Source organism: Pseudomonas sp. BIGb0176 (genome assembly GCF_024810175.1).
GTDB classification, from domain to species: domain Bacteria; phylum Pseudomonadota; class Gammaproteobacteria; order Pseudomonadales; family Pseudomonadaceae; genus Aquipseudomonas; species Aquipseudomonas protegens.
The window spans coordinates 637737-651781 of record NZ_JANUEC010000004.1; the positions used below are offsets into that span (position 1 = coordinate 637737).

The 14045-nt window shown below is 66.1% G+C and carries 13 protein-coding genes; 6 read left to right on the forward strand and 7 right to left on the reverse strand.

Annotated features, from left to right (window positions below; genetic code table 11):
- Positions 1-45: 45 nt before the first annotated feature.
- The 7 genes from M2395_RS26015 to hflK (M2395_RS26045) all read right to left on the reverse strand — a co-directional run bounded on the left by M2395_RS26015 (position 46) and on the right by hflK (M2395_RS26045) (position 8045).
- Positions 46-834 (reverse strand): DNA-binding domain-containing protein, encoded by a 789-nt coding sequence (locus tag M2395_RS26015; protein WP_123431140.1) that lies wholly within the window; start codon positions 832-834, stop codon positions 46-48.
- Positions 825-1670 carry a DUF692 domain-containing protein gene (locus M2395_RS26020; protein ID WP_015637556.1) on the reverse strand — a complete coding sequence of 282 codons (846 nt, stop codon included), beginning with the start codon at positions 1668-1670 and terminating at the stop codon, positions 825-827. Before M2395_RS26020 ends, M2395_RS26015 begins: the two co-directional genes overlap by 10 nt.
- 65 nt (positions 1671-1735) lie before the next feature.
- Positions 1736-1987, reverse strand: coding sequence for a membrane protein (locus M2395_RS26025; protein WP_011064355.1), 252 nt, complete (start codon positions 1985-1987; stop codon positions 1736-1738).
- Between the two features lie 115 nt (positions 1988-2102).
- Positions 2103-4007, reverse strand: coding sequence for a cation-translocating P-type ATPase (locus M2395_RS26030; RefSeq protein ID WP_123431141.1), 1905 nt, complete (start codon positions 4005-4007; stop codon positions 2103-2105).
- Positions 4004-5062: a protease modulator HflK gene (hflK, locus tag M2395_RS26035; RefSeq protein ID WP_123431142.1), complete on the reverse strand. Its 1059-nt coding sequence runs from the start codon at positions 5060-5062 to the stop codon at positions 4004-4006. Before hflK (M2395_RS26035) ends, M2395_RS26030 begins: the two co-directional genes overlap by 4 nt.
- Positions 5059-6099 carry a protease modulator HflC gene (gene hflC / locus M2395_RS26040; RefSeq protein ID WP_019093399.1) on the reverse strand — a complete coding sequence of 347 codons (1041 nt, stop codon included), beginning with the start codon at positions 6097-6099 and terminating at the stop codon, positions 5059-5061. Before hflC ends, hflK (M2395_RS26035) begins: the two co-directional genes overlap by 4 nt.
- Positions 6096-8045 (reverse strand): protease modulator HflK, encoded by a 1950-nt coding sequence (hflK, locus tag M2395_RS26045; protein ID WP_123431143.1) that lies wholly within the window; start codon positions 8043-8045, stop codon positions 6096-6098. Before hflK (M2395_RS26045) ends, hflC begins: the two co-directional genes overlap by 4 nt.
- 246 nt (positions 8046-8291) lie before the next feature.
- Here hflK (M2395_RS26045) and M2395_RS26050 point away from each other — a divergent pair, with 246 nt between their 5' ends.
- The 6 genes from M2395_RS26050 to M2395_RS26075 are packed head-to-tail and all read left to right on the forward strand — an operon-like array spanning position 8292 to position 14041.
- Positions 8292-8915 (forward strand): CDP-alcohol phosphatidyltransferase family protein, encoded by a 624-nt coding sequence (locus M2395_RS26050; protein WP_011064360.1) that lies wholly within the window; start codon positions 8292-8294, stop codon positions 8913-8915.
- 10 nt (positions 8916-8925) lie between these two features.
- A complete protein-coding gene (locus M2395_RS26055) occupies positions 8926-10683 on the forward strand; it encodes a bifunctional alpha/beta hydrolase/class I SAM-dependent methyltransferase (RefSeq protein ID WP_053160532.1) in 1758 nt (585 codons plus the stop codon).
- Positions 10683-12029: a phosphatase PAP2/dual specificity phosphatase family protein gene (locus M2395_RS26060; protein ID WP_123431173.1), complete on the forward strand. Its 1347-nt coding sequence runs from the start codon at positions 10683-10685 to the stop codon at positions 12027-12029. Before M2395_RS26055 ends, M2395_RS26060 begins: the two co-directional genes overlap by 1 nt.
- A complete protein-coding gene (locus M2395_RS26065; RefSeq protein ID WP_123431144.1) occupies positions 12019-12474 on the forward strand; it encodes a hypothetical protein in 456 nt (151 codons plus the stop codon). Before M2395_RS26060 ends, M2395_RS26065 begins: the two co-directional genes overlap by 11 nt.
- A 9-nt stretch (positions 12475-12483) precedes the next feature.
- Positions 12484-13107 (forward strand): 1-acyl-sn-glycerol-3-phosphate acyltransferase, encoded by a 624-nt coding sequence (locus M2395_RS26070; protein ID WP_011064364.1) that lies wholly within the window; start codon positions 12484-12486, stop codon positions 13105-13107.
- A 1-nt stretch (position 13108) separates the two neighbouring features.
- Positions 13109-14041 carry a phosphatidate cytidylyltransferase gene (locus M2395_RS26075; RefSeq protein ID WP_011064365.1) on the forward strand — a complete coding sequence of 311 codons (933 nt, stop codon included), beginning with the start codon at positions 13109-13111 and terminating at the stop codon, positions 14039-14041.
- Positions 14042-14045 lie beyond the last annotated feature (4 nt).

Below are 14045 nucleotides of genomic sequence, written 5' to 3' on the forward strand. Positions count from 1 at the left end.
AGACCATCCTAGAAAATAGCAGGCTATCGATTTGATAGTGGTTTTCTATGATTCGCTGCGCATCACCAGGCCATCTTCGACCCACTGTTTCAACCAGGTAACCGCCTGCAGCGGGGCCCCCTCGGCATAAGTGACGGCCAGCCCGGCGCAGAGTTCCGCAAAATTCCACCGTTGCTCGATCATGCCCCGCAGCGCTGTGGCCTCTTCGGCTGGCAGGCTGCGATAACGGCAGACCCGGTCCGCTCGCCAGACCAGGCACAGCTGCTGCTGATCGAGTAAAGCACTGCGGGGGAAATCCGCCTGCTCCTTGACCGCGCGCCACTGGGCCACGCTGTTGTAGCGGCAGTCGAGCCATTGCACACAGGGCGCCAGGCGCAGTTGCAGCTGCGGCCATTGCTCGACATCCAGCCCGGCCATGGCCGCCACCGTCAGCACCTGGGCTTCGGCTGCGTCGAAGGCCAGGGTGAAGGCCCACTCCAGGCGCGCCAGTTCCGCCAGGGGGGCGCCCTGCTCCGGCACCAGATGGCCCTGGATGAATTCGGCAAAGCCCTGCCCCAGCCAGCGCAGGCTGAAATGCCGGGACGGGCACTGGCGAATGTAGGCCTGCGTCAGGGCCTGGAATTCTGCATCCCCCAGCCAGTGCCGGATGGCCGGGAAGTCGCTGCCCATGACCTCCTGCAACCGGGCCATGTAGGCATTGTGATAGATCGCCAGGCCGGTCTCGACATCCAGGGTCGGGCCACCGATCAGGCTGTCTTGCAGGACGGCGCGGGCCTGGGCCTGTTCGCCCAACAGATAGGCTTCAAAAGCCAGTTGCCAGTCGTTCAGGCGCATTGCTGCCTCCCGGCCAGGGTCTGTTGCCCGAGATCTCGGGCCTTGTGCAGTTCGCTGAGCAGCTCTTCCAGGGGCGGAAAATGATCATCGCGCTCCAGCAGGGTGGCCACCGGCCCCAGGTGTTCAAGGGTGCGTTGATACAGCGCCCACACGGGATCGCAGACCGGGTGGTCGTGGGTGTCGATCACGTAGTCGCCATAATCCTGATGCCCGGCCAGATGCAGTTGCCGCACGCGTTGCGCCGGCAGCGCCTGGATGAAGTGCCAGGGATCGAAACCATGGTTGCGCGAACTGACGTAGACGTTGTTCACATCCAGCAGCAGTTCGCAGCCGCTGAGCTGGCTCAAGGCGGCGAGAAATTCCCACTCGCTGAATTCGTCGGCCGCCGCCCGCACATAACTGGAGACGTTCTCCAGCACCAGGGGGCGCTCCAGAATGTCCTGCACCTGACGCACTCGCCCTGCCACGTAGTGCAGGCTCTCCTCGGTGTAGGGCAGCGGCAGCAGGTCGTGCAGTTGATGGGCGTTGCCCCGGCTCCAGCACAGGTGATCGGAGATCCACGCCGGGTTTGCCCGGCTGGCCAGTTGCCTGAGCCGCAGCAGGTAATCCCGGTCCAGGGCATGGGGGCCGCCGATGGACAGCGACACCCCGTGCATCACGATGGGGTAGCGCTCGGCGATCGCATCCAGGTAATACAGCGCCTTGCCGCCCTGCACCATGAAGTTCTCGGACACCACTTCAAACCAGTCGACGTCCGGCGCCTCGTCGAGAATCTGCTGGTAGTAGGCACTGCGCAAACCCAGGCCATAGCCCAAGCTGGAAGAAAATTCAGACATCGCCAACTCCTTGCCAAGTGGCCGCAGTGGTTGCCAACCCCACTGCGGCAGCACTCGAACGCCGCTTACTCGCCGACTTTGCCGCCTGCTTTGTCACACGCGGCCTGGGTCATGGCCTTGAAGCCCTGGCCTTTGCAGGCGCCCATGCCCTTGCAGGCGTGGTCCTTGGTCTTGCAGTCGTTCTGCCCTTTGCAGGCGTTGACGCCGTAGCAGTGCACCTGGGCATCGGCAGCAGACGCTTGAGTCACGACACCGGCAAACAGAGTGGCGGCAGCAAAGGCCAGGGCAGCGCCGGCGGCGGTTTTCTTCATGTTCATTTTTGTTTCCTCAATAGTCGCAGGGGATCGGCGGGTGCTTGTGCAATCCCGTCATAGCACTAGAGAGAGGAAGCATCCCGGCGTTACAGCCGGGATGAAAAAAACTGCGCGGCGTCTACAGCTTCAACAGCGGCTCCTGGAAACGCAGCAGGCGACCGGCATTGCCCAGCACCAGCAAGGTGCTCAGGTTGTGCAGCACCGCAGCGATCATCGCCCCCGCCGCCCCCAGCCAGCCGAACGCGGCAAAGGCGACGATGGCCAGGGTCCAGCCCAGGCCGATGATCACGTTGACCTGCAAGGTCCGCCGGCATTCACGGCTCAGGCGCACGCAGGTGCCCAGGCGTCGCAGGTCGCTGCCGATCAGCACCACATCCGCCGAAGCCAGGGCGATGTCCGCACCACCGGCGCCCATGGCCACCCCCACCACCCCGGCCTTGAGAGCCAGGGAGTCGTTGATGCCGTCGCCGACCACCATCGGCCGGAAGCCCTTGTCGATCTCCTCCAGCACCCGCTCAAGCTTGTCTTGCGGCAGGGCCTGGGCCTCGACGTCGGCGATTCCCACTTCCAGCGCCAGGCTGTCGGCCACACTCTGGCGGTCGCCGGTGAGCAGCAACTGCCGGCCCAACCCCAGTTCGCGCAACTCGCCCAGGGCATGCCGGGCCTCGGGTTTGACGCTGTCGGCCAGCAACAGCCAACCGAGAAATTCGCCATCAAGCGCCAAGCCGGCAATCGGCCCGTCGTGCCCCGGCACCGGGCTGGTGTCGATACCCAACTGGCGGAACAGCTCCGGACGGCCAAGGGCCGCTTCGCCCTCCTCGGTACGGGCCACCACACCCAGGCCCTGGCGTTCATGAATGTCCCCCAGTGGCCATTGCTCTTCCTGGGGCACCAGCCCTGCCAGGGCCCGGCTGACCGGGTGGCTGCTGGCCGAGCCGAGGCTGGCGGCCAGAGTGAGCAGGCTTCGCTGGTCTTCCCGGGGGCTGTCGATGGCCTGCAAACGCAAGCTGCCGTACGTCAGGGTTCCGGTCTTGTCCACGACCAGGGAGGTCAGGTCCGCCAGCTCCTCGAGAAAGGCCGAACTGCGAATCAGGATGCCGTGGCGCGCGGCCACAGCGATCCCGGCGATGGCGGTGGCCGGCGCCGACAGCACCAACGCACAGGGACAGGCCGCCACCAGCACCGCGAGCATGGCTTGGGCATCGTTGGTGATGAACCAGGTCACCGCCGCCAACAGCAACACCAGCACCATGTAACTGCCGGCATAGCGCTCCAGCAAACGGGTGATGGGCGGCTTGGCGCGCTCGGCGCTTTGCATCAGGGCAATCACCTTGCCCAAGGTCGACTCCTCGCCGGTACGGGTGACCTGCACACGCAACAGTCCATCGAGATTGATTGCGCCGCCAAATATCTGCATGCCCTGAACCGCTTCCAGGGGGACCGATTCGCCAGTGATCGGCGCGGTATCCAGGCTCGCCTGGCCGGACACCACCAGACCATCGGCGGGCACCCGATCGCCGGCGCGTACTTCCACCAGGTCGCCGGCCTTGAGGCTGGCGTTGTCCACTTCCACGACGCTGCCATCGGCCCGTACCTGTCGCGCCAGGCTGCGGGTCAAGCGGCCCAGGGCGTCGATGGCTTCCTGGGAGCCGATCACGCTGCGCTCTTCCAGTACGTGGCCGAAGATCATGATGATCGGCAACAGGGCCGCGGTCAGCAGGTCGCCAGTGGCCCAGGCGCCGAGCATCGCCAGGGCGATCAGTTGGTCGGTAATGCCGTGCAGGCTCGGGTAACGCAGGCTGAACCAGGCCGAGCGCATCACCGGCACCGCCACCAGCAGCGAGGCGACACCCAACAGCAACTGGCTGACGCCCACCTGGCCTGGGGCCAGCCAGCGCCAGACCAGGCCAAGGGCCAGAAGCCCCAGGGCGAGCATGGCCAGGGTCAGCTGGCGGGCGGCGCTGCGTTGCTCGGCCGAGGTCAGCATGCTGGCGGGGGGCGCGGCATGGGTGGTGGCAGTCATTGTTCGGCTCCCTGAATGATCAGGCGTGAATCGTCTTGGGGATTGACCGTGGTCACCGAACCGGCCTGCCCGAGAATCTTCGGCAGGCGTTCACGGTAGATACGCAGCAGCATTTCCGGGTCGGTGCCGTTGCGCTGCGCCTGGGCCAGGCTCTGCACCGTGGCAGTCTGGGCCCGGGCCAGGGCCAGCCGTTCGCTGGCCTGGGCATGGGCCACTTGCAGGCTGCGGTCCGCCTGCTGGTTGGCGCCCTGGGTCAGCTTTTCCGCTTCGGTGCGGGCGTTGGCGACCGCCTTGTCGGCTTGCTGGCTGGCAGTGAGCACCGCGTTGAAGGCGCTGACCGCCGGGCCGGGCAGGCTCGATTGCACATCCACCCGCGTTGCCTCGACGCCAATGCCCTGGCCGCTGGCGGTCAACTGCGCCAGGCGCTGGTTGATGCTTTGCAGCAGATCGCCCCGCAGCCGCTCACGACGCTCGGCGGCCTGGTTGTCGCTGCCGATCAGTTCCGGGCGCGCCACCAGGATGGTGTCCAGGTCACGGGCGGCGGTCAGGGCCACGGCACTGCGGGTCACCAACCGATCCAGGGCCGGCAGCACGTGGTCAGCCTGGAGCACATAGGCGTAGGGATCGCTGACCTTGTAGAACACCCGCACGTCCAGCTGTACCACACCGGCATCGCCAGTCAGCAGGTAACCGGACCCGGCCAGGGTGTCGTTCAAAGGCGTGGCCAGGGTGGCAACCCGGTCCCCTTCCAGAGCCGCCTCGGAACGCAGCAAACCCTCCACCCGCCGCTCCAGTACCCGGTCGGCGGCGGGCAGCAGCACCACCTGCTCAAAAGGCTGGGGCCAGGCCAAGAGCAATCCGGCGCTCTGCACCCTTTCCAATTTGCCAAAGTGCAAGACCATGGCCCGGTTCTGCGGGTCTATCTGCCGCACATTGGAGAAGGCCCAGGCCAGCGCCGCCAGTACTGTCACCCCGTACAAGGCGATGAATGCCAGACGCCCGGCCTGGATCCACGGGCTGCTCAACTCATTTGTTCCACGTGGAACCTTATTCATGGTTGCGAACCAGCGGCTTTGCCCGGCAGGTTTGGAGGGCCATCCACCAGCACCCGGAAAGGCGCCGCGTCGGTGCGCAGGATCAACTTGGTGCCCGGAGTCACCACAGTACCCAGGGTGTCCAGTGAGCGCAGCAAGTTGTACAGCTGCGGGGAACTGGCGTAGGCGCGGCCATAAATCTGCGCCGCTTCAACCCGGGATTGCGCCTCGATATCCGCGGCCTTTACCGTGGCATCGGCCTGGACGATCCGCGCATCGCGTTCGGCGCCAGAGCGGATTTGCGCCGCTTCGCGCTTGCCGATGGCGGTGCGTTCCGTGGCGATGGTTTCACGCTCGGCGCGCATGCGGTCCACGGTGGCGGTCAGGGTCACCGAGGGCAGGGTCAGACGCTCCACTCCCACCTGCACCACTCGCACTCCATAAGTGGAAAGCAATTGCTGTTCGATCTGCTGGCGCAGTTGCGCTTCGAAGTCGGCGATGCGCACCTGGCTGGCATCGGTGTTCACCAGGTTGGCCAGATCGAAGCTGCTGGCGGTGGTTTCCAGGGCCGAACCGACAAAGGTGCGGATCTGCCGCGCCGCTTCGTCCGGCTGGTTCTGCACCGCCCGCATGAAACGCTGCACATTGTCCGCGTCGCCCTGGACCCGCCAGGCCACGTAGGCCTGGACGATAATCCGCAAACCGTCGCGGGTGCCCACATCCTGCAAGCCACTGGACGTGGTGCGCAGGCGCAGGTCCACCGGGATCGCCGCTTCAAAGGGTGCCGGCCAGCGCCAGTTCAGGCCCGGCTCCAGCAGCACCCGCGCCGGGTTGCCGAAGCGGGTGATCACCGTGGCCTCGCCGGAACGCACTTGCACCAGGCTCGCCGCGGCCACGGCAAACAGCACCAGTAGCACGGCCCAGCCCATGCGCCGCCAGGGGAAAGGCCCGGCCTCGGCCGGCGCCCCATGATGATGGTGGTGATGCCCGTGATGGTGGTGATGGCCGTGCCCGTGGTCGTGGCCGGCGTGATCGTGGGAGTGGGAGGACTGGCTCAATGGACGGCTCCTGGCTGAGCGGCTTTACGCGGCGCCGAAGGGTCGGCCGGCAAGGTGAACGTACGCAGGTCGAGGGTCGGCGCGCTGTCGCCCCCCAGACGATGATCAAGAATCAGCAGCTTGGCCTGGCTCAGGCCCTGGCTCAGCTGGCTCAGGTACTGCTCGAGGACGAAGGCCTGCCCCGCACTGGCGTAGGCTTTCTGTTCGGCGGCAAAGCGCAGGTCGGCAGCCTGGGCCGCCGCCTGCACTTCGCGCGCATCGGCCTGGGCCTGGTCGCGGGCCACGCTGGCTTGCAACTGCGCCTGGTTGGTCTGCTCGGCAGCCGCTCCACGTTCCCGGGAAATCAGCGCCTGGGCGCCAATCTGCGCCGCTTGCACACCGTGGTAGGCATTGGCCGCGCCAGCCGGCGGATGGATGGCCTCGACTACCGTGGCGAGAATCTCCACCCCGCTGTCGAGCCGATCCAGATCGCCCTGCACGGCCCTGCCGATGTCATCAGCCAGCCCGGTGCGGTCCTGGCCCAGCAGGCCGTCGAGGGTGCGCGAGGCAAAGTCGTGCACCAGCACGCGGCTGGCGGTGCTGCGGATCAGCGTCGGCACATCGCTGCTGTTGTAAGTGGCGGCCAGCGCCGCAGCATCGCCCAGGCCGATGCGGTAGACGAAGCGCACGTCCATGTTGACGATCTGAAAGCTCTGTTGCTGGGCGTTGCCGCTGGCGATCACCTGGGATTTGTCATTCACGTGGCTGGCATCCCACAGGCGGTTGGCAATGGCGGGGGCCGGGCCTTCGGCGGGGGCCGGTTGAAGCGGCTGCGAGCTTTCGCCCACGCTGGTGGCCAGTTCATGGACCACGCCGTTTTCCACCGTCAGTACCCGCCCCAGGGGCCAGGGCAGGCCCAGATGCAGGCCCGGGCCAAAGACCTGTACCGGCTTGCCGAAACGCTCGTAAATACCGCGATTTTGCATGGAAAGTTCATGAACACCGGTCAAGAGCCAACCTACCGCCAACACCACCAGCAATACCGGTACAAAGGCCCGGCGCATATAGGCGAAGGCCCAGATCTGCCGCAGATCGATGCCAAAACGGTTGTGCAATTCATGCTGCAGGCTGAGTAGGGGTTGGGGCGGCCAACGCAGCATGTCGGCAACAAAACTGTGGGCCAGAAGCCGTGGCTCCAGCTGTTCGCGCTGTGGGCTGAACAGCGACAGCACCGCGCGCAACAACAACTCGCCGGCCACCCATGCCGGCAGCAGCCCCGTCAGCACCGCCAGCCGTACTGGCCACAAGGCCGTATCGCTGCTGAACAACAGGCACAGGGCGCTCACCAGCAAACAGATAATCGCCACCCGCAGCAGCTGCGCCAGGGCGCCGGCTTCCGGCCATTCCCCTGGGTGTTCCTGGGCCAGTTGGCGTTCCAGCACCAGCAGGGCAAACGCCAGCAGCAGAGCCAGCACCGCCACCACGCTGGCACCCAGGCCCAGGGCGGCGGCGGGCAACGACAGGTTGAACACCTGCACCACGCTGTACAGGATCAGCAGCGACCAGCCACCCAGCCACAGGGTAGGCGCGCCGATCTGCTGCAACAGGCGCCGCCCGCGCAGGGTCAGGGCAGCCGCCAGCCAGCCCTGTGGCTGCCGATCCTCCCCGGCCTCGGGCGTGACAACCGGCGCCGGGGTGATCACCTCTTCGCGCCAGCGGCTGACCCAGCACGCCGATTGCAGCCCGGCCACCACCACCAGCAAGGCACACGAAAGGTTCACCAGCAGTGCCGGCCAGATGGTCAGCGCCGCAAACAGATCGACAAACACCGCCGCCACCAGCCCCAGCACCGCCAGGCCCAGCAAAGCGGCGCCCCAGCGCTGCAAACGCGCCGCATGGGACGCCGCCTGCTGAAACCGTGGCAAGGCAGCCACCTCGCCACCTTGCGTCTCAAGATCGACTTGCATACCACCCCGCCGCTCTGGTCCGGCCCTGTGGATAAACCCACAGGCCCGAAGAAATTCGAAACAATTCGTTACTATATAACGAGCCGAGTGAAATTTTTGTCCCGCGCCATGCCTTTTCATCTATTGCGTACGTCGTAGACACAGAGACAGCTGTTTGCTCATGACAAAACTTCTGATGTCGGCCCCCTGGCATTTAAGGCAATAATCCAGCCCTGCTCACCGCGTGCGACAAGGAACCGTCCCATCATGCTCTCGATTTACCAGCTCAAACCGCGCTTTCAGAACCTGCTGCGGCCGTTGGTGCAGCGCCTGTACGACAACGGCACCACGGCCAACCAGATCACTGTCCTGGCCGCCGTCATCTCGGTCCTGGTCGGCACCGTCATCGCCCTGTTCCCCGGCCATGCCTGGCTGTTCGCCCTGATTCCCCTGTGGATGATCCTGCGCATGGCGCTCAATGCCATCGACGGCATGCTGGCGCGGGAATTCGGCCAGCAATCGCGCCTGGGGGCCTACCTCAACGAACTCTGCGACGTGGTCGCCGACAGCGCCCTGATCCTGCCTTTCGCCCTGTTGCCCGGGGCCAGCCTGCTGCTGGTGCTGGCCGTGACCCTGCTGGCGCTGTTCAGTGAATACGCCGGGGTGCTCGGGCCCATGGTCGGGGCCTCGCGGCGCTACGACGGGCCCATGGGCAAGAGCGACCGCGCCTTCATCCTCGGCGTGCTGGCCACCGGCATCGCCCTGGGCTGGCTCAGCGCCCTGTGGATAAACGGCGTGCTGGCACTGGTCGCCGCACTGCTGGTCTACACCCTGATCAATCGGGTCCGCCAGGGCCTCAAAGAAGTTCAGCACAATGCTCCCTCTGCATAAGGAAATGGCTATGCGCGACGCTCAACACCAGACGTTCCGAACCCATGACGGTGTCGAACTGTTCTACCGCCACTGGCCAGCCACTGAAGTGGCCCCTGGCGAACCGCGGCAAGCGGTGATGCTGTTCCACCGCGGTCACGAACACTCCGGGCGCATTGCCCACCTGGTGGAAGAGCTGAACCTGCCCCAGTTCGACTTCTTCGCCTGGGATGCCCGTGGCCATGGCCAGTCGCCGGGCGCCCGTGGCGACAGCCCGAGCTTCGCTACCAGCGTGCGCGACGTGCAGACCTTCTGTGATCACCTGGGCAGCACCCACGGGATCGCCGAGGAAAACATCGCCGTGGTGGCCCAGAGCGTGGGCGCGGTGATCGCGTCCACCTGGGTCCACGACTACGCGCCGCGCATCCGCTCCCTGGTGCTGGCCTCGCCGGCGTTCAAGGTCAAGCTGTACGTGCCCTTCGCCCGGCCCGGCCTGGCCCTGATGCGGCGCTTTCGTGGCAACTTCTTCGTCAACAGCTACGTCAAGGCGCGCTTCCTGAGCCACGACCCGGAGCGGGTCCGCAGCTATGACAGCGACCCGCTGATCACCAAGGCGATCTCGGTGAATGTACTGCTGGGCCTGTATGAAGCGGCAGACCGGGTGGTAGCCGACGCCCAGGCGATCCAGGTGCCGACCCAGTTGCTGATCTCCGGCTCCGACTTCGTGGTGCATCGCAAGCCCCAGGAGCAGTTCTTCGAGCGCCTGGGCAGCCTGCACAAGGAAAAGCACATCCTCCCGGGCTTCTTCCACGACACCCTGGGGGAAAAGAACCGGGCGCCGGCCATGGCCAGCATCCGTCGCTTCATCCTGCAGAATTTCGAGCGCCCGCTGAACCGCCCTGCCCTGCTGGACGCCGACCGCCTGGGCGTTACCTGCGCCGAGTCCGAAGCCCTGGCCGCGCCGCTGCCGCACAATTCCCTGCGCGACCTGTACTGGCGCGCCACCCGCGCCAGCATGCGCCTGGGCAGCCAGCTGTCGGCGGGGGTCAAGCTGGGCTTCGACACCGGTTTCGACTCCGGCAGCACCCTGGACTACGTCTACCGCAACCGCCCCACCGGGCATTCCGCACTGGGCCGGATGATCGACCAGAACTACCTGAACTCCATCGGCTGGCGCGGCATCCGCCAGCGCAAGCTGCATGTGGAAGAACTGCTGCGCCTGGCCATGGAAAAACTCCGTGAGCAAAACAGCGAAGTGCGCATCGTCGATATCGCCGCCGGCCACGGCCGCTACATCCTCGAAGCCCTGCAAGGGGTCAGCCCGCTGCCGGAATCGATCCTGCTGCGCGACTACAGCGATATCAACGTGCGCGACGGCAGTGCGCTGATCCAGGAAAAAGGCCTGGGGGACATCGCCCGCTTCGTCAAAGGCAACGCCTTCGACCGCGAGGACCTCGCAGCCCTGGACCCGAAACCCACCCTCGCAGTGGTCTCCGGGCTCTATGAGCTGTTCGCCGACAACCAGATGGTCGGCGGCTCCCTGGCGGGCCTGGCCAGTGCCGTGGAGCCCGGCGGCTACCTGGTGTACACCGGCCAGCCGTGGCACCCGCAGCTGGAACTGATCGCCCGCGCCCTGACCAGCCACCGCGAAGGCCAGGCCTGGGTCATGCGCCGCCGCACCCAGGCGGAGATGGACCAACTGGTGGAGGCCGCCGGCTTTCGCAAGGTCACCATGCGTGTGGATGAATGGGGGATCTTCAGCGTATCCCTGGCGCAACGGGTGCAATGATGGCCGCAGGCGCCTTGCCGGCCCGGGAGCCGGGCCTGCTGAAACCCGCGGTGCTCTGGCTGCTGTTGCTGGCACCGCTGTTCTTCAGCACCTACGGCTTCGCCACCTGGGTCACCGCCCAGCGCGACGACGTCGGCAGCATGGTCTTCGACTGGGAACGGCACATGCCGTTCTGGGCCTGGACCATCGTGCCCTACTGGTCCATCGACCTGCTCTACGGCTTCTCCCTGCTGTTGCCGCGCAGCCGTGACGAGCTCAAGCGCCACGCCCTGCGCCTGCTCACCGCCCAGGTGATCGCGGTCAGTTGCTTCCTGATCTGGCCATTGAGCTTCACCTTCTCCCGGCCGGAACTGGACGGGGTTTTCGGCTGGCTGTTCGCGGTGCTGGCCGGCTTCGACAAGCCCTTCAACCAGGCGCCGTCGCTGCACATCGCCCTGCTGGTGGTGCTCTGGGTCTGCTACGCACGGCATACCCAGGGTTTCTGGCGCTGGCTGGTGCATGGCTGGTTCGCGCTGATCGGGGTCTCGGTGCTGAGCACTTATCAACACCACTTCATCGATGTACCCACAGGCGCCCTGGCCGGCTGGCTGTGTGTCTGGCTATGGCCGCTGGACCGTCCCAGCCCATTGTTCAGTGCCCGTGCGGCCCAGGACCCGAAGCGCCGCCAGCTGGCCCTGCGCTATGGCCTGGGTGCGGCGCTGTTCGCCGGGGCAGCCTTTGCCTGGGGCGGCGCCGCGCTGTGGCTGATCTGGCCCGCCGTGGCGCTGTTGCTGGTGGCCTTGAACTACGCCCTGCTGGGTGCCGAGGGGTTCCAGAAGCGCCAGGACGGCAGCCTCAGCCCCGCTACACGCTGGTTGCTGGCGCCTTACCTGGCGGCGGCCTGGATCAACTCGCGGCTGTGGACAAGAAAACATCCACAGCCGGACCCGGTTGTGGATAACGTCTGGCTCGGGCGCCTGCCGACACCGGCCGAGCTCAAGGACAGCCCGTTCGACGCCGTGCTCGACCTGTGCGCCGAGCTGTCCCTGGACAGCCGCGGGCTGCGGGCCTACCAGAGCCTGCCGGTGCTGGACCTGTGTGCCCCCAGTGCCGAGCAGTGCCTGGCCGCCGCCCACGCCATCGAACGCCTGCGCCAGCAAGGGCCGCTGCTGGTGTGCTGCGCCCTGGGTTATTCGCGCAGCGCCACGGCGATTGCCGCCTGGCTGCTGCACAGCGGCCGCGCAGCCACGGTGGATGCCGCCATCGTGCAGATCCAGCGGGCCCGCCCACAGATCGTCCTGCACCCCGCCCACCGCCAGGCGCTGCAAGCCCTGAGCAGCGCCGGGAGAACGGCCCATGTCCACTGAAATGCAGCTCTACAGCGTGGCCAGCCTGCTGCGCCGGGGCCGCGCCCTGGATCAGTTATCCACAGGCCTGACCCTGCTCGGCGCGCTGTATGGCCTGGGCCAGTACCTGCTGACCAGCGTCACCCTGGGCGGGCTGCTGGTCAGCCTGGCCCTGGTGCTGCTGGGGCTGATGGAAAAATACCTGGCGCTGCGGGTAGCCTTCGACGCCGACCTGTTTCAGCGCGTGGCCGATACCCCAACTGCCCTGGAACACAGCACCCAGGCCCTGGACCAGGCCCTGAGCGCCCTCGGCCTGCAACCCGCGCAGCGCGGCGGCCGGCCCTGGGACCAACGCAGCCGCGGGGCCCTGGGCCTGCTGCGCCGCCAGGCATTACTGCTGGCAGCACAAGTGCTGGTGATACTGAGCGTGATCCTGGTCAGCCCCTGGCTGACCTTTGCCGGATAAGGAATGCCCATGTTCGAACCCCTGGTCGCCAATCTCATCACCTCCGCCGCCCGCAGCATCACCGGCGCCCGCAGCCTGTGGCTGGGCTCGGCACCGCGCGCGGTGCAGCGGATCTACTTCGCCAACCACAGCAGCCACGGCGACTTCGTACTGCTCTGGGCCTCCCTGCCGCCGGCCCTGCGCAAACTGACGCGGCCCGTGGCCGGCGCCGACTACTGGCAGAAAAGCAACCTGCGCCGCTACATCATCAATCGGGTGTTCAACGGCGTGCTGATCGACCGCGAGCGCAAGGAGGCTGTGGATAACAATCCCCTGCAACCCATGATCGATGCCCTGGAGAACGGCGACTCGCTGATCATCTTCCCGGAAGGCACGCGCAACCCCGAAGACGGCCTGCTCCCGTTCAAGAGCGGGATCTACCACCTGGCCAAACGTTATCCACAGGTTGAGGTGATTCCGGTGTGGATCGCCAACCTCAACCGGGTCATGCCCAAGGGCCGCTTCCTGCCCCTGCCGCTGCTGTGCACCACCAGTTTCGGCGCACCCCTGACCCTGGAAGAAGACGAAACCAAGGAACACTTCCTCGAACGCAGCCGCGCCGCGCTGCTGGCCCTGGCCCCGGAGCACGCCTGAGATGGATAAGCAGACCCTGATGTTATTCGGCGGCATCGGCGCCATTCTGGTGCTGGCCTCGCTGATCGGTTTCATCCTCCAATGGCGCACCCGTGGCGCGCCCAACCCGGTGATCGACAACCTCAATGCGCGGATCAATGCCTGGTGGGTGATGGTGCTGGTGATCGGTATAGCCTTCTGGCTCGGCACCGCGGCGGTGATCCTGCTGTTCTATGCGGTGTCGTTCTACGCCCTGCGCGAGTTCCTCACCCTGACCCCGACCCGGCGCAGCGACTACCCGGCCCTGGTGGCGGCCTTCTACCTGGCCCTGCCCCTGCAATACCTGCTGATCTACTCCGACTGGTACGGGCTGTTCTCGATCTTCATTCCGGTCTACGTGTTCCTGCTGCTGCCGATCCTCGCGTCGCTCGGTGGCGACAGCACGCACTTCCTGGAGCGTGCCTCCAAGGTCCAGTGGGGGCTGATGATCGCGGTGTTCTGCGTGTCCTTCGTGCCCGCCCTGCTGACCCTGGACATCGCCGGCTATGAAGGCCGCAACCTGCTGCTGATCGCTTACCTGGTGATCGTGGTGCAGCTCTCGGACGTGCTGCAGTACGTCTGTGGAAAACTCTTTGGCAAGCGCAAGATCGCCCCCAACCTGTCGCCGTCCAAGACCGTGGAAGGCTTTGTCGGCGGCATCCTGCTGGCTTCGATGATCGGCGGGGCGCTGTTCTGGATCACCCCGTTCAATGTCTGGCAGTCATTCCTCATCGCCCTGCTGATCAACCTGCTGGGCTTTGCCGGCGGCATCGTCATGTCGGCGATCAAGCGCGATCGCGGGGTCAAGGACTGGGGGCACATGATCGAGGGCCACGGCGGCATGCTCGATCGCCTGGATTCGGTGTGTTTCGCCGCGCCGATCTTCTTCCACCTGGTGCGCTACTGGTGGACCTGAACCC

Coding starts and splice junctions, on each gene's coding strand:
- M2395_RS26015 (WP_123431140.1), bottom strand. CDS start 834: ATGCGCCTGAACGACTGGCAACTGGCTTTTGAAGCCTATCTGTTGGGC.
- M2395_RS26020 (WP_015637556.1), bottom strand. CDS start 1,670: ATGTCTGAATTTTCTTCCAGCTTGGGCTATGGCCTGGGTTTGCGCAGT.
- M2395_RS26025 (WP_011064355.1), bottom strand. CDS start 1,987: ATGAACATGAAGAAAACCGCCGCCGGCGCTGCCCTGGCCTTTGCTGCC.
- M2395_RS26030 (WP_123431141.1), bottom strand. CDS start 4,007: ATGACTGCCACCACCCATGCCGCGCCCCCCGCCAGCATGCTGACCTCG.
- hflK (WP_123431142.1), bottom strand. CDS start 5,062: ATGAATAAGGTTCCACGTGGAACAAATGAGTTGAGCAGCCCGTGGATC.
- hflK (WP_123431143.1), bottom strand. CDS start 8,045: ATGCAAGTCGATCTTGAGACGCAAGGTGGCGAGGTGGCTGCCTTGCCA.
- M2395_RS26050 (WP_011064360.1), top strand. CDS start 8,292: ATGCTCTCGATTTACCAGCTCAAACCGCGCTTTCAGAACCTGCTGCGG.
- M2395_RS26055 (WP_053160532.1), top strand. CDS start 8,926: ATGCGCGACGCTCAACACCAGACGTTCCGAACCCATGACGGTGTCGAA.
- M2395_RS26060 (WP_123431173.1), top strand. CDS start 10,683: ATGGCCGCAGGCGCCTTGCCGGCCCGGGAGCCGGGCCTGCTGAAACCC.
- M2395_RS26065 (WP_123431144.1), top strand. CDS start 12,019: ATGTCCACTGAAATGCAGCTCTACAGCGTGGCCAGCCTGCTGCGCCGG.
- M2395_RS26070 (WP_011064364.1), top strand. CDS start 12,484: ATGTTCGAACCCCTGGTCGCCAATCTCATCACCTCCGCCGCCCGCAGC.
- M2395_RS26075 (WP_011064365.1), top strand. CDS start 13,109: ATGGATAAGCAGACCCTGATGTTATTCGGCGGCATCGGCGCCATTCTG.